At 70.8% G+C, this 18295-nt stretch carries 16 protein-coding genes; all 16 read left to right on the top strand.

Annotated elements, in window-relative coordinates; translation table 11 throughout:
- The coding region (locus DVH02_RS04835; RefSeq protein ID WP_147285999.1) for a peptidoglycan D,D-transpeptidase FtsI family protein at window positions 1–1903 on the top strand (1903 nt) is incomplete at its 5' end.
- An 18-nt stretch (window positions 1904–1921) separates the two neighbouring features.
- Window positions 1922–3661 carry a UDP-N-acetylmuramoyl-L-alanyl-D-glutamate--2,6-diaminopimelate ligase gene (locus tag DVH02_RS04830; RefSeq protein WP_114622418.1) on the top strand — a complete coding sequence of 580 codons (1740 nt, stop codon included), beginning with the start codon at window positions 1922–1924 and terminating at the stop codon, window positions 3659–3661.
- 4 nt (window positions 3662–3665) lie between these two features.
- Window positions 3666–5096 (top strand): UDP-N-acetylmuramoyl-tripeptide--D-alanyl-D-alanine ligase, encoded by a 1431-nt coding sequence (locus tag DVH02_RS04825; protein ID WP_114622417.1) that lies wholly within the window; start codon window positions 3666–3668, stop codon window positions 5094–5096.
- Complete coding sequence (gene mraY, locus DVH02_RS04820; RefSeq protein ID WP_114622416.1) at window positions 5093–6163, top strand: phospho-N-acetylmuramoyl-pentapeptide-transferase; 1071 nt, start codon at window positions 5093–5095, stop codon at window positions 6161–6163. Before DVH02_RS04825 ends, mraY begins: the two co-directional genes overlap by 4 nt.
- A complete protein-coding gene (gene murD / locus DVH02_RS04815; protein WP_407697590.1) occupies window positions 6160–7569 on the top strand; it encodes a UDP-N-acetylmuramoyl-L-alanine--D-glutamate ligase in 1410 nt (469 codons plus the stop codon). Before mraY ends, murD begins: the two co-directional genes overlap by 4 nt.
- Before the next feature lie 105 nt (window positions 7570–7674).
- A complete protein-coding gene (gene ftsW, locus DVH02_RS04810) occupies window positions 7675–9183 on the top strand; it encodes a putative lipid II flippase FtsW (protein WP_233518039.1) in 1509 nt (502 codons plus the stop codon).
- Between the two features lie 6 nt (window positions 9184–9189).
- Entirely contained in the window at window positions 9190–10284 is a 1095-nt protein-coding gene (gene murG / locus DVH02_RS04805) for an undecaprenyldiphospho-muramoylpentapeptide beta-N-acetylglucosaminyltransferase (protein WP_114622415.1), read from the top strand.
- A gap of 16 nt (window positions 10285–10300) precedes the next feature.
- On the top strand, window positions 10301–11092 hold the full coding sequence (locus tag DVH02_RS04800; protein ID WP_114622414.1) for a cell division protein FtsQ/DivIB: 792 nt from the start codon (window positions 10301–10303) through the stop codon (window positions 11090–11092).
- 276 nt (window positions 11093–11368) lie between these two features.
- On the top strand, window positions 11369–12577 hold the full coding sequence (ftsZ, locus tag DVH02_RS04795) for a cell division protein FtsZ (RefSeq protein WP_114622413.1): 1209 nt from the start codon (window positions 11369–11371) through the stop codon (window positions 12575–12577).
- The gene (gene pgeF, locus DVH02_RS04790) at window positions 12574–13302 is read left to right on the top strand and encodes a peptidoglycan editing factor PgeF (RefSeq protein ID WP_233518038.1); all 729 of its coding nucleotides are present in this window, start codon (window positions 12574–12576) and stop codon (window positions 13300–13302) included. Before ftsZ ends, pgeF begins: the two co-directional genes overlap by 4 nt.
- Window positions 13303–13306: 4 nt before the next feature.
- Window positions 13307–14026, top strand: coding sequence for a YggS family pyridoxal phosphate-dependent enzyme (locus tag DVH02_RS04785; protein ID WP_114622412.1), 720 nt, complete (start codon window positions 13307–13309; stop codon window positions 14024–14026).
- A gap of 123 nt (window positions 14027–14149) precedes the next feature.
- Entirely contained in the window at window positions 14150–14761 is a 612-nt protein-coding gene (locus tag DVH02_RS04780; protein WP_114622411.1) for a cell division protein SepF, read from the top strand.
- Between the two features lie 91 nt (window positions 14762–14852).
- A complete protein-coding gene (locus tag DVH02_RS04775; RefSeq protein ID WP_114622410.1) occupies window positions 14853–15149 on the top strand; it encodes a YggT family protein in 297 nt (98 codons plus the stop codon).
- A gap of 49 nt (window positions 15150–15198) precedes the next feature.
- Entirely contained in the window at window positions 15199–16467 is a 1269-nt protein-coding gene (locus tag DVH02_RS04770) for a DivIVA domain-containing protein (protein WP_114622409.1), read from the top strand.
- Window positions 16468–16760: 293 nt separating this feature from the next.
- Window positions 16761–17465: a GntR family transcriptional regulator gene (locus tag DVH02_RS04765; RefSeq protein WP_114622408.1), complete on the top strand. Its 705-nt coding sequence runs from the start codon at window positions 16761–16763 to the stop codon at window positions 17463–17465.
- Window positions 17462–18283, top strand: a complete 822-nt coding sequence (locus DVH02_RS04760) for a LamB/YcsF family protein (RefSeq protein ID WP_114622407.1) — start codon at window positions 17462–17464, stop codon at window positions 18281–18283. The genes DVH02_RS04765 and DVH02_RS04760 overlap by 4 nt, the downstream gene beginning before the upstream one ends.
- Window positions 18284–18295 lie beyond the last annotated feature (12 nt).

Raw genomic sequence — 18295 nt, 5'->3', positions numbered from 1 at the left:
AGGAGCGGGTACGGGGCCGGGCCGCCCCCCGGCCGCCCGGCCCCGTACCCGCTCCTCCGCGTCGCGCACCATCCAGCTGGGCAGCCCGCGCCCCCGGCTGCGGCTGGTCGGACTGGCGCTGACCGTCATCATGCTGATGTTCGTCGTACGGCTGCTCCAGGTGCAGGCCGTCAACGCCAGCGCGTACGCGGCCAAGGCCGAGAAGAGCCGCTACCTCAGCCATACGATCGCGGCGGAGCGCGGCGAGATCACCGACCGCTCCGGCGTCGCCCTCGCGGCCAGCGTCGACGCGTACGACATCACCGCCGACCCGATGATGTTCACCCCCGACTTCAGCAAGATCCCGGACGCGCCCCAGCAGGCGGCCGCGCTCCTCGCGCCGATCCTCGGCGTGGAGAGCGACGACCTGGTGAAGAAGCTCCGGACCCCCAAGTCCCGCTACACGGTGCTGGCCCGGCGCCAGACCCCGCAGGTCTGGAACCAGATCAAGGACCTCAAGCGGGTGTTCGCCGAGAAGGCCGCCAAGGAGAAGTCCGGCGGCGGCTCCGGTGTCAGCGTGCTCTCCGGCGTGTTCCAGGAGGGCAGCAGCAAGCGTGTGTACCCCAACGCGGACCTCGCCGCCGGGATACTGGGATACGTGAACGCCGCCGGGCACGGCGGCGGCGGCATCGAGTCCATGCTCGACAAGGAACTCGCCGGCCAGGACGGCAAGGTCAGCTACGTCCAGTCGGGCGGCCGGCGCGTACCCACCGCCAGCTCCCGGGAGACCCCGGCCGTCCCCGGCTCCGGCATCGAGCTGACCATCGACCGGGACATCCAGTGGGCCGCCCAGCAGGCCATCGCCGACCAGGTCAAGGAGTCCAAGGCCGACCGCGGGTACGTGATAGTCCAGAACACCAGGACCGGCGAGGTCCTCGCCATGGCCAACGCCCCCGGCTTCGACCCCAACGACCTCTCCCGCGCCGCCACGGCCTCCCTGGGCAACGCCGCCCTCCAGGACGTGTACGAACCCGGCTCCACCAGCAAGGTCATGTCCATGGCCGCCGTACTGGAGGAGAAGGCCGCCGACCCCGGCACCCACGTCGTCGTCCCCAACACCCTGCACCGGGGTGACCGCCTCTTCCACGACGACATCGACCACCCCACCTGGTACCTGACGCTCAACGGCGTCCTCGCCAAGTCCAGCAACATCGGCACCATCCTCGCCACCGGCCAGCTCGGCAAGACCCAGCCCGAGGCCAACAAGGTCCTGCACTCCTACCTGAGCAAGTTCGGCATCGGCCGGCCCACCGGACTGAACTACCCGGGCGAGACCCAGGGCATCCTGGCCAAACCGCAGGACTGGTCCACCTCGCAGCAGTACACGATCCCCTTCGGCCAGGGCCTGTCCGTCAACGCCATGCAGGCCGCCTCGGTCTACTCCACCATCGCCAACGGCGGCGTACGGGTCGAGCCCACCCTCATCCGCGGCACCCACGACCCCGACGGCCGCTTCACCGCGGCCCCCGCGCCCAAGAAGACCCGCGTCGTCAGCCAGGACACCGCCAAGACGGTCGCCACCATGCTGGAGTCGGTCGTCGGCGACGAGGAGGGGACCGGCACCAAAGCCGCCATCCCCGGCTACCGCGTCGCGGGCAAGACCGGTACGGCCAACCGGGTCGACCCCGAACTCGGCGTCTACAAGGGATACACCGCCTCCTTCGCGGGCTTCGCACCCGCCGACGACCCGCAGATCACCGTCTACTGCGCCATCCAGAACCCCACCAAGGGCAGTTACTTCGGCGGCCAGATCTGCGGACCCATCTACAAGAAGGTCATGGAGTTCGCTCTCAAGACACTGCGGGTCGCCCCGACCGGCAGTACACCCGCCCGGCTGCCGGTCACCTTCAAACCCGGCGAGTGACCCCCAGGGAAAGCGCCAGTGACAACGATCACCCCCGATTCCGGGAACCACCAGGAACCCCCCGCGTACCGCCCCACCTCACGTGGCCCGGCGCCCGCCGAGCCCGGTACGCTCACCGCCGTGCCACAAGCTGATCACCGAACCACCCCCGAGGACGCCCCTGTGAACCAGCCGGGGACGCCCCGCCCGGAGCGGGTCCGCCCGATCCCCCTGACGGAGCTGGCCGCCCTGCTGGGCGCCGAGACACCCGCCCCGGGGGAGGTGAGGGACCCCGGGGAAGCGACCGGCATCACACACGACTCACGGGCGGTACGCCCCGGCGACGTCTACGCGGCGCTGCCGGGCGCCCGCCTGCACGGCGCCGACTTCGCGGGCCAGGCCGCCGACCTCGGCGCCGCCGCGATCCTCACCGACCCGGCAGGCGCCGAGCGCTGCGCCGCCACCGGGCTGCCGCTCCTGGTCGTCGCCGACCCGCGCGGCAGCATGGGCGAACTCGCCGCCGAGATCTACGGACGCCCCGGCGCCGGGCTGCTCCAGATCGGCATCACCGGCACCTCGGGCAAGACCACCACCGCCTATCTGATCGAGGGCGGACTGCGCGAGGCGGGCCACCGCACCGGCCTCATCGGCACCGTGGAGATGCGCGTCGGCGACGAACGCATCAAGTCGGAGCGCACCACCCCCGAGGCCACCGACCTCCAGGCGCTCTTCGCCGTCATGCGCGAACGCGGCGTCGACTCGGTCGCCATGGAGGTCTCCAGCCACGCCCTGGTACTCGGCCGGGTCGACGGCTGCGTCTTCGACGTCGCCGTCTTCAACAACCTCAGCCCGGAGCACATGGAGTTCCACTCCGGCATGGAGGACTACTTCCAGGCCAAGGCCCGGCTGTTCACCCCCGAGCGCAGCAGGACCGGCGTGGTGAACCTCGACGACGAGTACGGCCGCCGACTCGTCGACGAGGCAGGCGTCCCCGTCACCACCTTCTCCGCCGAGGGCCACCCGGACGCCGACTGGCGCGCCGAGGACGTCGAGGTCGGCACGCGCGGCTCCGCCTTCACCGTCGTCGGCCCCAAGGGCGAGCGGATCAGCGCCAGGGCGCCGCTGCCCGGACCGTTCAACGTCGCCAACACCCTGGCCGCCGTCGTCACCCTGGCCGCCGCCGGGATCGACCCGCAGACCGCCGCCGACGGCATCGCCGCCGTCCCCGGGGTGCCGGGGCGGCTGGAGCGGGTGGACGCGGGCCAGCCGTACCTCGCCGTCGTGGACTACGCCCACAAGACCGACGCCGTCGAATCGGTCCTGCGCTCGCTGCGCAAGGTCACCACGGGCCAGGTCCACATCGTCCTCGGCTGCGGCGGCGACCGCGACGAGACCAAACGCGGGCCGATGGGCGCGGCCGCCGCCCGGCTCGCCGACACCGCCGTACTCACCTCGGACAACCCGCGCGGCGAGGATCCGCTCGCGATCCTCGCCGCGATGCTCGCAGGCGCCGCCGAAGTACCGATCCACGAGCGCGGCGCCGTCCTGGTCGACGCCGACCGGGCCTCGGCCATCGCCACCGCCGTCGCCCGCGCGCGGCCCGACGACACCGTGCTGATCGCGGGCAAGGGCCACGAGCAGGGCCAGGACATCGCCGGGGTCGTCCGCGCCTTCGACGACCGACAGGTGCTGCGCGAGGCCATCCTGCGCTCGCGCGGCGAAGAACCGGGCCACGCGCCCTCGCAACCGCTCCGCCACGAGAACAACAGTCAGGGATGACCCAGTGATCGCCCTCTCTCTCGCCGAGATCGCCGCCATCGTCGGCGGGCAGCCGCACGACATACCGGATCCGGCCGTCCTGGTCACCGGATCCGTGGTCTACGACTCCCGCGCGGTGGAGCCCGGCAGCCTGTTCGCCGCCTTCGCCGGCGAGCGCGTCGACGGCCACGACTACGCGCGGGGCGCCGTCGAGGCGGGCGCGGTGGCCGTCTTGGCCACCCGCCCCGTCGGGGTGCCCGCCATCGTCGTGGACGACGTCGTACAGGCCCTCGGAGCCCTCGCCCGCGCCGTCGTGGAGCGCCTCGGCGCCACCGCCGTCGCGCTGACCGGCTCCGCGGGCAAGACCAGCACCAAGGACCTCATCGCCCAGCTGCTCCAGCGCGCCGGGCCCACGGTCTGGCCGGAGGGAAACCTCAACAACGAGATCGGCCTGCCGGTGACCGCGCTGCGGGCCGTGGCCGACACCCGCTACCTCGTCCTCGAAATGGGCGCGCGCTACATCGGCGACATCCGCTACCTCACCGGACTGGTCCCGCCCCGGATCGGCCTCGTGCTGAACGTCGGCACCGCCCACATCGGCGAGTTCGGCGGCAGGGAGCAGATCGCGCAGGCCAAGGGCGAGATGGTGGAGGCCCTGCCGTCCGCGGCGGACGGCGGAATCGCCGTCCTCAACGCCGACGATCCGCTCGTGCGCGCCATGACCTCGCGCACCAAGGCGCGCGTCGTGCTGTTCGGAGAGTCGGGCGAAGCAGACGTACGGGCAGAGAACGTCCGCCTCACAGCCACCGGACAGCCCGCGTTCAGGCTTCGAACACCCTCCGGGTGCAGCGACGTGACGCTGCGGCTGTACGGTGAGCACCACGTGTCGAACGCGCTCGCCTCGGCCGCCGTCGCCCATGAGTTGGGCATGTCCGCCGACGAGATCGCCGTGGCGCTCTCCGAGGCGGGAACCCTCTCCCGCTGGCGTATGGAGGTCACCGAGCGCTCGGACGGCGTGACGATCGTCAACGACGCCTACAACGCGAACCCCGAGTCCATGAGGGCGGCGCTCCGCGCGCTGGTCGCCATGGGCGGTGCCTCACGGCCCGAGGGGAGCCGTACCTGGGCGGTGCTCGGCCCGATGGCCGAGCTGGGGGACGAATCGCTCGCCGAGCACGACGCGGTCGGACGGCTCGCCGTCCGGCTCAACGTCAGCAAGCTCGTGGCAGTCGGGGGCAGGGAAGCGTCCTGGCTGCGATTGGGCGCTTACAACGAGGGTTCGTGGGGTGAGGAGTCGGTGCACGTGTCCGACGCGCAGGCGGCGGTCGACCTGTTGCGCAGTGAACTGCGTCCGGGAGACGTCGTGCTGGTGAAGGCTTCCAGGTCGGCCGGTCTAGAGCGGGTCGCCCAGGCGCTGCTGGAGAACGCCACCGAGGGCGAGGTCTCCGGCCGATGAGGCAGATCCTCTTCGCGGGAGCCATCGGGCTCTTTCTGACCCTGATCGGCACTCCGCTGCTGATCAAGCTGCTGGCCCGCAAGGGATACGGGCAGTTCATCAGGGACGACGGTCCGCGCACGCACGGCAGCAAGAAGGGGACGCCCACCATGGGCGGTATCGCCTTCATCCTCGCCACGCTGATCGCCTACGCCCTGGCGAAGGTGATCACCAACGAGCGGCCGTCCATCTCGGGTGCGCTGGCGCTGTTCCTGATGGCGGGGATGGGGCTCGTCGGGTTCCTCGACGACTACATCAAGATCGTCAAGCAGCGGTCGCTGGGGCTGCGGGCCAGGGCGAAGATGGCGGGCCAGCTGATCGTCGGCAGCGCCTTCGCGGTGCTGTCGCTGCAGTTCGCCAACCACCGGGGCATCACCCCGGCGTCCACCAAGCTCTCTTTCGTCACGGACTTCGGCTGGTCGATCGGCCCGGTGCTGTTCGTGGTCTGGGCGCTGTTCATGATTCTCGCCATGTCCAACGGCGTGAACCTGACGGACGGCCTGGACGGCCTGGCCACCGGCGCGGCGGTGATGGTCTTCGGCGCGTACACCTTCATCGGCCTGTGGCAGTTCCAGGAGTCCTGCGCCAGCGCGGTGACCCTGACCAACCCCAACGCCTGTTTCGAGGTACGGGATCCGCTGGACCTCGCGGTGGTCGCCTCCGCGCTGATGGGCTCCTGCTTCGGGTTCCTGTGGTGGAACACCTCACCCGCCAAGATCTTCATGGGTGACACGGGCTCGCTCGCGCTCGGCGGCGCCATCGCCGGCGTGGCGATCCTCTCCCGTACGGAGTTCCTGATGGTCGTCCTCGGCGGCCTCTTCGTGATGATCACCATGTCGGTGGTCATCCAGGTCGGGTCCTTCAAGATGACCGGCAAGCGGGTCTTCCGGATGGCACCCCTCCAGCACCACTTCGAACTCAAGGGGTGGTCCGAGGTCCTTGTGGTGGTCCGGTTCTGGATCATTCAGGGCATGTGCGTCATTGTGGGACTCGGCATCTTCTACGCGGGCTGGGCGGCCGAGAAGTGAACTGGCACGGCAAGCGGGTCACCGTCGCGGGTCTCGGAGTCTCCGGGATCCCGGCGGCCCGGGTCCTGCACGGACTCGGCTCGACGGTCACCGTGGTCAACGAGGTGGACGACGAACGGGCCCGCGCCCAGGGCGCCGAGCTGGAGAAGCTCGGCGTCGCCGTCCGCCTCGGCGACGGCGCGACGCTGCCCGAGGGGACCGAGCTGGTCGTCACCGCGCCCGGCTGGCGGCCCGACAAGCCGCTCTTCGCGGCCGCGGAGGCGGCGGGCGTGGAGATCTGGGGCGATGTCGAGCTGGCCTGGCGGCTGCGCGGGGCCGACGCCGCGCCCTGGCTCGCCGTGACCGGTACCAACGGCAAGACCACCACCGTACGGATGCTCGCCTCCATCCTGGAGGCCGCCGGGCTGCGTACGGCCGCCGTCGGCAACATCGGCGTCTCCCTGCTGGACGCCGTCACCGCCGAGGAGCCCTACGACGTCCTCGCCGTCGAGCTGTCCAGCTACCAGCTGCACTGGGCGCCGAGCGTGCGCGCCCACTCCGCCGCCGTGCTCAACCTGGCCCCCGACCACCTCGACTGGCACGGCTCCATGGCGGCCTACGCGGCCGACAAGGGCCGGATCTACGAGGGCAACCAGGTCGCCTGCGTCTACAACGCGGCCGACCCGGCCACCGAGGACCTGGTCCGCGCCGCCGACGTCGAGGAGGGCTGCCGGGCCATCGGCTTCACCCTCGGTACCCCCGGCCCCTCCCAACTCGGCGTCGTCGACGGCATCCTCGTCGACCGGGCCTTCGTCGAGAACCGGCGCGAGCGGGCCCAGGAACTCGCGCAGGTCTCCGACGTCAACCCGCCCGTTCCTCACAACGTGGCCAACGCCCTGGCCGCCGCCGCCCTGGCCCGCGCCTACGGCGTGGAGCCCGCGGCCGTACGGGACGGACTGCGCGCCTTCCGGCCCGACCCGCACCGCATCGAGCGGGTCACGGAGGTCGCGGGCGTCACCTACATCGACGACTCCAAGGCCACCAACACCCACGCGGCCCAGGCGTCCCTCGCCTCCTACGACCCGATCGTCTGGATCGCGGGCGGCCTCGCCAAGGGCGCGTCCTTCGACGAACTGGTCGGCGCCGCGGCCCGGCGGCTGCGCGGCGTCGTCCTGATGGGCGCCGACCGCGCGCTCATCGGGGAAGCCCTGGCGCGACACGCCCCCGAAGTCCCGGTGGTGGACCTCGACCGGACCGACACTGGAGCGATGTCGGCGGCGGTGCGGGAGGCGGCACGCCTCGCACGGCCCGGGGACACGGTCCTGATGGCCCCGGCGTGTGCCTCGATGGACATGTTCGTCAACTACAACAAGCGGGGCGAGGCGTTCGCCGACGCGGTGCGCGCCCTCGCCGCCGAGCACGCCTGACCGGTCCGGCCCCGCGCCGTGCCGAGCTGTCCGGGGCCGCTCCACCGATCACGGGGACCCGCCCGCCGACAGCCGCGCCAGGCACGACTGGAGGGGACAGCGACCATGCCGGCCGACCACACCGCGGACCGAGAGCGGCGCCCCGCGCCGGGACGCTGGGGCTACGCGGGCGTACTCCCGGGCGCGCCCGCCCTCGCGGGCCCGCACGCCGTCGGCGGCGCGCGGGAGACCGGGGCCTGCCCCGGCAACGGCAGGCGCTTTTCGCTCGCCCTGCGCGGCCGGGCCCCGGGAGCCGCCCCGCACAAGCCCCCGGCGGCCCGCAGGAGCGGCGGGAGCGGCGCCTCCCGGGCGCCGCGCGGCGGCGGCCCCCGGCGGCTGTACGAGCAGCTGCGGCGCACCTGGGACCGGCCCCTCACCGCGTACTACCTGATCCTCGGCAGCGCCCTGCTGATCGCCGTGCTCGGCCTGGTGATGGTCTACTCCGCGTCGATGATCTACGCGCTGGAGAAGTCGCTGCCCGCCGCGTACTTCTTCCGTAAACAGTTCCTCGCGGTCGTCATCGGCGGCGGACTGATGCTCCTGGCCGCCCGGATGCCGCTCAAGCTGCACCGCGCCCTGTCGTACCCGCTGCTGGTCGTCACCGTCGCCCTGATGGCGCTCGTCCAGGTCCCCGGCATAGGGCACTCCGTCAACGGCAACCAGAACTGGATCTACCTCGGCGGTCCCTTCCAGCTCCAGCCCAGCGAGTTCGCCAAGCTCGCGCTCGTCCTGTGGGGCGCCGACCTGCTCGCCCGCAAACAGGACAAGCGGCTGCTGGCCCAGTGGAAGCACCTGCTGGTGCCGCTGGTCCCCGGCGCCTTCATGCTGCTCGGTCTGATCATGCTCGGCGGCGACATGGGCACCGCGATCATCCTCACCGCCGTCCTGTTCGGACTGCTCTGGCTGGCCGGGGCGCCCACCCGGCTGTTCGGCGGCGTCCTCGGGGTCGCCGTACTGATCGGGTTCACGCTCATCAAGACCAGCGAGAACAGGCTCTCCCGGTTCTCCTGCGTCGGCGCCGTCGATCTGGGCCCCGAGGGGGAGTGCTGGCAGGCCGTGCACGGAATCTACGCGCTCGCCTCCGGTGGATGGTTCGGTTCCGGTCTCGGCGCGAGTGTGGAAAAGTGGGGCCAACTGCCCGAAGCGCACACCGACTTCATTTTCGCCGTCACCGGGGAGGAACTGGGGCTGGCGGGGACGCTGTCGGTACTCGCGCTCTTCGCGGCTCTAGGCTATGCGGGTATCCGCGTGGCCGGACGCACGGAGGATCCCTTCGTGAGGTACGCCGCGGGAGGTGTGATCACCTGGATCATGGTGCAAGCCGTGATCAATATTGGTGCGGTGCTCGGCCTGTTGCCGATCGCCGGAGTCCCGCTCCCGCTGTTCTCCTACGGAGGGTCGGCCGTGCTGCCGACCATGTTCGCCGTCGGGCTCCTGATCGCGTTCGCGCGGGAGGATCCCGCCGCGAAAGCGGCCCTGGCCATGCGGCAGCCTGTCTTCCGAGGGAAGCGGGCCGGGGTGAGATGGAAGTCGATGAGACGGCGCGTCAAGAAGCGTCCGTCCGGAGAGCGGTGAATTTCGGTGCATGTCGTACTCGCCGGTGGGGGGACCGCCGGCCACATCGAGCCCGCGCTCGCCCTCGCGGACGCCCTGCGGAGGCAGGACCCCACCGTGGGGATCACGGCCCTCGGCACGGAGCGTGGCCTGGAGACCAGGCTCGTGCCCGAGCGGGGGTACGAGCTGGGGCTGATCCCCGCCGTACCGCTGCCGCGCAAGCCCACGCCCGAGCTGATCACCGTCCCCGGACGGCTGCGCGGCACGATCAAGGCCGCCGAGCAGATCCTGGAACGGACCAAGGCCGACTGTGTGGTGGGCTTCGGCGGCTATGTCGCGCTGCCCGGCTATCTCGCGGCCAAACGGCGCGGGGTGCCGATCATCGTCCACGAGGCCAACGCCAGGCCGGGACTGGCCAACAAGATCGGCTCGCGGTACGCGGCCGGGGTGGCCGTCTCCACGCCGGACAGCAAGCTGCGCGACGCCCGCTACATCGGGATCCCGCTGCGCCGCACCATCGCCACGCTGGACCGGGCCCGGGTGCGCCCCGAGGCGCGCGCCGCCTTCGGGCTCGACCCCAACCTGCCGACACTGCTCGTCTCCGGCGGCTCGCAGGGCGCGCGCCGGCTCAACGAGGTGGTCCAGCAGATCGCTCCGGCGCTCCAGCGCTCCGGAATCCAGATCCTGCACGCGGTCGGCCCGAAGAATGAGATGCCGCGCGTGGACAACATGCCCGGAATGCCGCCCTACATCCCGGTACCGTATGTCGACCGGATGGATCTCGCGTACGCCGCCGCCGACATGATGCTCTGCCGCGCGGGCGCGATGACCGTCGCCGAACTCTCCGCCGTCGGGCTGCCCGCCGCCTACGTACCGCTGCCGATCGGCAACGGCGAACAGCGGCTCAACGCCCAGCCGGTGGTCAAGGCCGGTGGCGGTCTGCTGGTCGACGACGCCGACCTGACGCCCGAGTGGATCCAGGGCAACGTGCTTCCGGTGCTCGCCGATCCGCACCGGCTGTTCGAGATGTCCCGCGCGGCGGCGGAGTTCGGCCGCAGGGACGCCGACGACCTGCTCGTCGGCATGGTGTACGAGGCGATCGCCGCACGCCGCAAGGCGTAGACAGGGAGGCACGAGCGTGGCCGGACCGACGACCGCCGAGCGCGGAGCACGACCGGGGTCGACGTCCGGCCACGCCGAGGAGGACGGGCCGGAGCCCCGGCGGTGGCTCGCCCGGCCCCGCCCGCTGATCACACTGATCGCGGCGGTACTGCTGACGGCGGGCGCCGGCTGGCTGCTCTACGGCTCGCCCTGGCTGCGCGCGGAGCGGGTGCGCGTCAAGGGCACCGAGGTGCTCACCGCCTCCCGGGTGGAGGCCGTCGCGGCCGTACCGCTGGGCGCGCCGCTGATCTCCGTCGACACGGACGCGATCGAGGCGCGGCTGCTGCGCAAGCTGCCCCGGATCGACCGGGTCGAAGTCGAACGCTCATGGCCGAACGAAGTCCGTCTCGAAGTGATCGAGCGTAAACCCGCGCTGCTGATCAAAGAGGGCGGAAAGTTTATTGAAATGGACGTCAAGGGGGTCAGGTTCGCCACGGTGGACCAAGCGCCCAAGGGCGTCCCACTGCTCGAATTGACGGCCGGTCAACCGGCGGGAACACAGCGGTTCCCGGCCACCCGGCTCACTCTGGAAGCGGTCCGGGTACGCGGGGAGCTGCCCGCGGCCGTGGCCAAGGACACCAAGGCCGTACGGGTCCGTTCGTACGACTCGGTCTCCCTGGAATTGACCGGTGGACGTACGGTGATGTGGGGAAGCGGTGAGGACGGGCCGGCCAAGGCGCGTGCGCTCTCCGCTCTCATGAAAGCCGCGCCCAAAGCGGGGCACTTCGATGTGAGCGCGCCCACCGCGCCTGCCGCGGAGGGTAGTTGACGCTCATTTGTGCTGGCCAGCACCCTGGTTGGTCAGCGCTATGGGTGATCACATAGGGTGAAAAGAAAAACGGGAGGTTCGGCGTGTTCGTTGAACGTGCGCCACTTGTCGACTTAGTGTCCTGTTCGGAAGAGTCCGAGAAGCGGACACACTGGTAACCCTGAACTTCAACGTGAGGGTTTGGGTCGGCGTTCCGAACCGTCCCATCGGCATCAGTCGTCACGGCGCCACATCGGCGTGGTGACGACACGTAACTCGAGGCGAGAGGCCTTCGACGTGGCAGCACCGCAGAACTACCTCGCAGTCATCAAGGTCATCGGTGTCGGCGGCGGTGGTGTCAATGCCATCAACCGAATGATCGAGGTCGGTCTCAAGGGCGTCGAGTTCATCGCGATCAACACCGACGCGCAAGCGCTGTTGATGAGCGACGCCGACGTCAAGCTCGACGTCGGCAGGGAACTCACCCGCGGCCTCGGCGCCGGAGCCAACCCGGCAGTCGGCCGCAAGGCGGCAGAGGACCACCGCGAGGAGATCGAGGAGGTCCTCAAGGGGGCCGACATGGTCTTCGTGACCGCCGGTGAGGGCGGCGGCACCGGTACCGGCGGCGCGCCCGTCGTCGCCAACATCGCGCGCTCCCTGGGCGCTCTGACGATCGGTGTGGTCACCCGCCCGTTCACCTTCGAGGGGCGCCGCAGGGCGAACCAGGCGGAGGACGGCATCGCGGAGCTGCGCGAGGAGGTCGACACCCTCATCGTCATCCCCAACGACCGGCTGCTGTCCATCTCGGACCGCCAGGTCAGCGTCCTGGACGCCTTCAAGTCGGCGGACCAGGTCCTGCTCTCCGGTGTCCAGGGCATCACCGACCTCATCACCACCCCCGGTCTGATCAACCTGGACTTCGCCGACGTCAAGTCCGTGATGTCCGAGGCGGGCTCCGCCCTCATGGGTATCGGCTCGGCCCGCGGCGACGACCGCGCGGTGGCCGCCGCCGAGATGGCGATCTCCTCGCCGCTCCTCGAAGCCTCGATCGACGGCGCCCGGGGCGTCCTGCTCTCCATCTCCGGCGGCAGCGACCTCGGTCTCTTCGAGATCAACGAGGCGGCACAGCTGGTGAGCGAGGCCGCCCACCCCGAGGCCAACATCATCTTCGGCGCCGTCATCGACGACGCCCTGGGCGACGAGGTGCGGGTCACGGTCATCGCGGCCGGCTTCGACGGCGGACAGCCGCCGACCCGGCGCGAGAACGTGCTCGGCGCGGGCTCCAAGCGCGACGAGCAGCAGCCCCCGGCCCGGTCCGCCGAGACCGGCCGCACCACCGGCGGACTGGGTACGGTACCGCCGCGCGAGGACAGCCAGAGCAAGCCCGAGCCGGCTCCTTCGGCCGGTGAGAAGCTGTCGCAGCTGGGCCACCCCCAGGTCCCGCCGGCCCGTCCGTACCAGGACAGCCAGGCCGAAGAGCTGGATGTCCCGGACTTCCTCAAGTGATAGGAACCCGCACGACACTGAGCGGCGCGCATTTCGCCTTCACCGACCAGTGGGGCGGGGTGAGCGCCGCTCCGTACGATCAGCTCAATCTCGGCGGCGCGGTCGGTGACGACTCCGCCGCCGTCCTGGCCAACCGGGCGCTCGCCGCGGAGTCCCTGGACCTCGATCCCGCGCGGGTCGTGTGGATGAACCAGGTGCACGGCCGCGAGGTGGCCGTCGCCGAAGGACCGTGGACGGGCGAGGACGTCCCCGCCGTCGACGCGATCGTCACCGTACGCCGCGGGCTGGCGCTCGCCGTACTCACCGCGGACTGCGTTCCGCTGCTGCTGGCCGACCCGGCCGCCGGGGTCGTGGCCGCCGCCCACGCCGGACGTCCTGGACTGGTCGCGGGGATCGTCCCGGCCGCCGTCGAGGCGATGACCGCGCTCGGCGCGCGGCCGGATCGGATCACCGCGCTCAGCGGCCCGGCCGTCTGCGGCCGCTGCTACGAGGTCCCCGCGGCGATGCGCGACGAGGTCGACGCGGCCGTGCCCGGGGCCGGGTGCGAGACCAGTTGGTCCACCCCCGCCGTCGATGTCGTCGCCGGAGTGCACGCGCAGCTCGCGGACGCCGGGGTGCGGGACCGGCGCCGCTCGGCGGTCTGCACGCTGGAGTCCCCCGATCACTACTCGTACCGCCGCGACCGCACGACCGGGCGGCTCGCCGGCTATGTCTGGCTGGACTGAGGACATGGAAGACCGCAAGACGGAACTCGCCGCGAACCTCGCGACGGTGGAGGCGCGCATCGCCGCCGCCTGCGCCGCCTCGGGACGCGACCGCGGAGAGGTGACCCTGATCGTGGTCACCAAGACGTATCCCGCCGACGATGTACGGCTGCTGCGTGAACTCGGGGTGCGGCAGGTGGCCGAGAACCGGGACCAGGACGCCGCCCCGAAGGCGGCCAGTTGTAAAGATTTGTCGCTGATCTGGCATTTTGTGGGCCAATTGCAGACGAACAAGGTCCGTTCTGTAGTCAGTTACGCCGATGTGGTGCAGTCTGTCGATCGACTCAAACTCGTCTCCGCGCTCTCCGCCGCGGCGGTGCGCGCGGAGCGCGAGCCGGTCTGTCTGATCCAGGTCGCGCTGGACGCCGAGTCCGGCGCGCGGGGCAGCAGGGGCGGTGTCGCGCCCGACGGTGTCGAGGAGTTGGCGGCGGCGGTGGCCGGAGCGCCCGGGTTGCGGCTCGGCGGTCTGATGACCGTGGCGCCGCTGGCCGGGGAGTACGCGGGCCGGCCCGCGGCGGCGTTCGAGCGGTTGAGGGATATCTCATCCCGCCTGCGCGCCGACCATCCTGCTGCCACCATGGTCTCGGCAGGGATGAGTGCGGACCTCGAGGACGCCGTGACGGCCGGAGCGACACATGTACGCGTCGGTACGGCGGTACTCGGAGACCGACCCCGGCTCGGGTAACGTCGCGAAGCAAGTCGGACCACAGCAGAAAATATGGTCATTTCCGCCAAAGGCGGGTAGACCCAGTGGATCGCGGGCACTTGGTGACGAGGCCGATCCACCACAGAGCGGAGGACTCAGAGCATGGCCGGCGCGATGCGCAAGATGGCGGTCTACCTCGGCCTCGTGGAGGACGATGGGTACGACGGCCGGGGCTTCGACCCCGACGATGATTTCGAACCCGAGCCCGAGCCCGAGCGGGAACACCGGCGCCACCAGCCCGTGCACCAGCCGGAACGGGAAGAACCGGTACGCATGGTCCAACCGCCCGCGCAGCGCGAGCGCGAGCCGGTCGCGCTGGCGGCGGAAAGCGGACGTCCGGCGCGAATCGCCCCCGTGGCATCCATCACACCTGAACGCCCGAGCCTGGAGAAGAACGCACCGGTGATCATGCCCAAGGTCGTGTCCGAGCGGGAGCCCTACCGCATCACCACATTGCACCCGAGGACCTACAACGAGGCCCGTACCATCGGGGAACACTTCCGCGAAGGCACCCCGGTGATCATGAACTTGACGGAGATGGACGATACGGACGCGAAGCGACTTGTCGACTTTGCCGCGGGACTTGTCTTCGGTCTCCATGGCAGCATTGAGCGTGTGACGCAGAAGGTGTTCCTGCTGTCTCCTGCTAACGTCGATGTCACGGCGGAGGACAAGGCCCGCATCGCAGAGGGCGGGTTCTTCAACCAGAGCTGAGAACACAGCGCCGGGAACAACCCGGTCGTACGGCGGGAACGGCCCGGCGGACGACCGACCAGAGTGAACCAGGGGAGAGGGAAGCAGCGGGATGGGCATCGCACTACAGGTGGTCTACATCGCGCTGATGTGCTTCCTCATCGTGCTGATTTTCCGGTTGGTCATGGATTACGTCTTCCAGTTCGCCCGCTCATGGCAGCCCGGCAAGGCGATGGTGGTCGTTCTGGAGGCCACCTACACTGTCACCGATCCACCGCTCAAGCTTCTGCGGCGGTTCATTCCGCCGCTGCGTCTCGGGGGCGTGGCACTCGACCTGTCCTTCTTCGTTCTGATGATCATCGTTTGGATCCTGATCTCGCTCGTGAGCAACCTTGCGAGGGGAATGTGAGCGATACGGTCTTGCCGACTGCCGACGACTACGTAGAGGTGAAGTAGAGATGCCGTTGACCCCCGAGGACGTGCGGAACAAGCAGTTCACGACCGTCCGCCTCCGAGAAGGCTACGACGAGGACGAGGTCGATGCCTTTCTCGACGAGGTCGAGGCCGAACTGACCCGCTTGCTCCGCGAGAACGAGGATCTGCGCGCGAAGCTGGCCGCCGCGACGCGTGCCGCCGCGCAGAACCAGCAGCAGCAACAGCAGCAGCAACAACAGGGCATGCGCAAGCCGCCCGAACAGCAGGATCGACCCGGGGCTCCGGTGCCCGCCGCCATATCCGGTCCGCCGCAGCAGCAGCAGCCCCCGCAGATGGGTCCCCCCCAGCTGCCCGGCGGCGCGCCTCAGCTGCCCGCGGGACCGAGCGGTCATGGCCAGGGTCCCGGTCCGCAGGGCCACGACCCGCGCGGCCAGCACCCCATGCAGGGCGGCCCCATGCAGCAGCAGGGCGGCCCGATGCAGGGCGGCCCCATGCAGCAGGGCGGTCCCATGGGACAGGGCGGCCCGATGGGTCAGGGCGGTCCGATGGGCCAGGGTGGTCCGATGGGCCAGGGCGGCCCGATGCAGCAGGGCGGTCCCATGGGTGGACCGATGGGCGGCCCCATGGGCGGCCACAACCCGCAGATGCAGCAGCCCGGTCAGGGTCCCGGCGGCGACAGTGCCGCACGGGTGCTCTCGCTCGCCCAGCAGACCGCCGACCAGGCGATCGCCGAGGCGCGTTCCGAGGCCAACAAGATCGTCGGTGAGGCCCGTAGCCGCGCCGAGGGTCTGGAGCGCGACGCGCGGGCGAAGGCGGACGCGCTGGAGCGGGACGCCCAGGAGAAGCACCGCGTGGCGATGGGCTCCCTGGAGTCCGCGCGCGCCACGCTGGAGCGCAAGGTCGAGGATCTGCGCGGCTTCGAGCGCGAGTACCGCACCCGGCTGAAGTCCTACCTGGAGAGCCAGCTGCGTCAGCTGGAGACCCAGGCGGACGACTCGCTCGCCCCGCCGCGTACCCCGGCGACCGCTTCGCTGCCGCCGTCGCCGTCCATGGCACCGGCCGGTGCGGGCGCGATGGGACACAGCATGGGCGGAAACCCGTCGATGGGCGGCCCTTCGATGGGTGGTCCTTCCATGGGCGCGCCTTCGCAGGCCCCCTCGTACGGCGGCCAGCAGCAGATGTCCCCGGCGATGACCCAGCCGATGGCACCGGTGCGGCCGCAGGCACCGCAGCCGATGCAGCAGGCGCCGTCGCCGATGCGGGGCTTCCTGATCGACGAGGACGACAACTGACAGGTGTGCGCGTGATGTGCGCGTAGCCGTCGGCGGCAGTCGCCAAAGGGCCGGGCCCGGGACTTGTTCCCGGGCCCGGCCCTTTGGCGTGGCCGCCGCGCGGGACTCGCGCCTCGCCGCCCCTCGCCGCCCCTCGCCGCCCCTCGCCGACCCTCCCCGGCCCTCCCCGGAACCGGGGCTCCGCCCCGGGCCTGAAGGGTCCTCGGGCAGTGGCCGGTTTCCTGCCGGTAAATCCCGGATCACCTTTGGTCGAAACTCTTCCGCGCTCTGTGCATCCACTGTATACACGGGATATGAGTCGAGAAGTCAGAGGTACCCGTGGTGACGCCAACGGCGCCGACGATGTCACCGGCGAGCTGCGTCGGCTGATCGTCGAGGGCGTCTATCCGCCCGGATGCCGGCTTGTCCAGGACGAGTTGGCCGACCGCTTCGGAGTGAGCCGGATCCCGCTGCGGGAGGCCATGCGTACCCTCGCCAGCGAGGGACTGCTCCGTACGACACCGGGCCGCGGCACGTTCGTCACGGTGCTGGACCTGGACGAGATCGACGAGATCTACAACCTGCGCCGACTGGTCGAGCCGAGCTTCGCCGAACATGTCACCGAACGGGTCTCGCGCCGCGACATCAGCCGATTCGACGCGATGGCCAAGGAGATGGAGCGCGTCGCCGAATCCGCCGCGGACTCCTGGTCGCGCACGAACCTCGCGTTCCACCTCGACATGTACCGGCTCTCCCGGCTGCCGCTGCGCTACGAGATCATCTCGGGGATGTACCACCGCCTGGAGCCGTACTCGCGGTTCTACGTGCACGGCACCTCGGCGTACGAGCGCGTGCAGTGCGAACACGCCGCGATGGTGCAGGCGCTGGCCGACGGCGACGCCCAGGAGCTGGCCCGGCAGATCGTCGCGCACATCGACGGCGGCCAGCACGGTCTGCACGCCGCCTGGGAGAACAGCAGCAACACGATCCACGCCTACTGGGCGGAGTCGGCCCGATGAGCGCGCTCGCGATCAACACGGATGTGGGCGAGGGCTTCGGCGTGTGGGGCCCCGTCGACGAGGGCGACCTGCTCGACCAGGTCACGGCCGCCAACGTCGCCTGCGGATTCCACGCGGGCGACCCGGACATCCTGCGCCGCACCTGCGAGGCGAGCGTCACCAGAGGCGTGGCGATCGGCGCGCAGGTCTCCTACCGCGACCTGGCCGGCTTCGGCCGGCGCTTCATCGAGGTGCCGAAGAAGACCCTGGTCAACGAACTCCTCTACCAGATGGGCGCGCTGGAGGTCTTCGCGCGGCTGGCGGGCGGCCGGGTCAGCTATCTGAAGGCGCACGGCGCGCTGTACAACGCGGCGGCCCACCACGCGGGACACGCGGAGGCGATCGTCGAGGCGGTCACGCTCTACGACCGTGCGCTGCCGCTCCTCTGCCAGCCGCGCACGGTCCTGTGGGAGCGCGCGCTCGCGGCCGGCTGCCTGCCGCTGGCCGAGGCGTTCATCGACCGCGGCTACACCGACGAGGGGCTGTTGGTGGACCGGTCCGCGCCGGGCGCCCTGGTCACCGATCCCGCCGAGGCGGCCCGGCGCGCCCTGGAGATGGCTCAGGCGGGGACGGTCACCTCGGTGAGCGGCAGGACCGTACGGATCGCCCCGGACGGCGGGGGCGTGGCGGCCCTGTGCGTGCACAGCGACACCCCCGGCGCGGTCGCCATCACCGCCGCTGTACGGACGAGCCTGGCCGGGGCCGGGATCACGGTGACCACGCCCGACGACATCGTCCGCGAGGGCGCCGCCGCCCCGCGCACCGGTGCGCGGCCATGACCGGCGCCGAGC

The sequence above is a fragment of the Streptomyces corynorhini genome (assembly GCF_003346515.1).
GTDB lineage: Bacteria > Actinomycetota > Actinomycetes > Streptomycetales > Streptomycetaceae > Streptomyces > Streptomyces corynorhini.
This window is presented reverse-complemented; position numbering and strand designations above follow the sequence as displayed.

Excerpts from the sequence above, each read along its gene's own strand:
- mraY (WP_114622416.1), top strand. The coding sequence starts at position 5,093 with ATGAGGCAGATCCTCTTCGCGGGAGCCATCGGGCTCTTTCTGACCCTG.
- ftsW (WP_233518039.1), top strand. The coding sequence starts at position 7,675 with ATGCCGGCCGACCACACCGCGGACCGAGAGCGGCGCCCCGCGCCGGGA.
- DVH02_RS04785 (WP_114622412.1), top strand. The coding sequence starts at position 13,307 with ATGGAAGACCGCAAGACGGAACTCGCCGCGAACCTCGCGACGGTGGAG.
- DVH02_RS04780 (WP_114622411.1), top strand. The coding sequence starts at position 14,150 with ATGGCCGGCGCGATGCGCAAGATGGCGGTCTACCTCGGCCTCGTGGAG.
- DVH02_RS04775 (WP_114622410.1), top strand. The coding sequence starts at position 14,853 with ATGGGCATCGCACTACAGGTGGTCTACATCGCGCTGATGTGCTTCCTC.
- DVH02_RS04770 (WP_114622409.1), top strand. The coding sequence starts at position 15,199 with ATGCCGTTGACCCCCGAGGACGTGCGGAACAAGCAGTTCACGACCGTC.
- DVH02_RS04765 (WP_114622408.1), top strand. The coding sequence starts at position 16,761 with ATGAGTCGAGAAGTCAGAGGTACCCGTGGTGACGCCAACGGCGCCGAC.
- DVH02_RS04760 (WP_114622407.1), top strand. The coding sequence starts at position 17,462 with ATGAGCGCGCTCGCGATCAACACGGATGTGGGCGAGGGCTTCGGCGTG.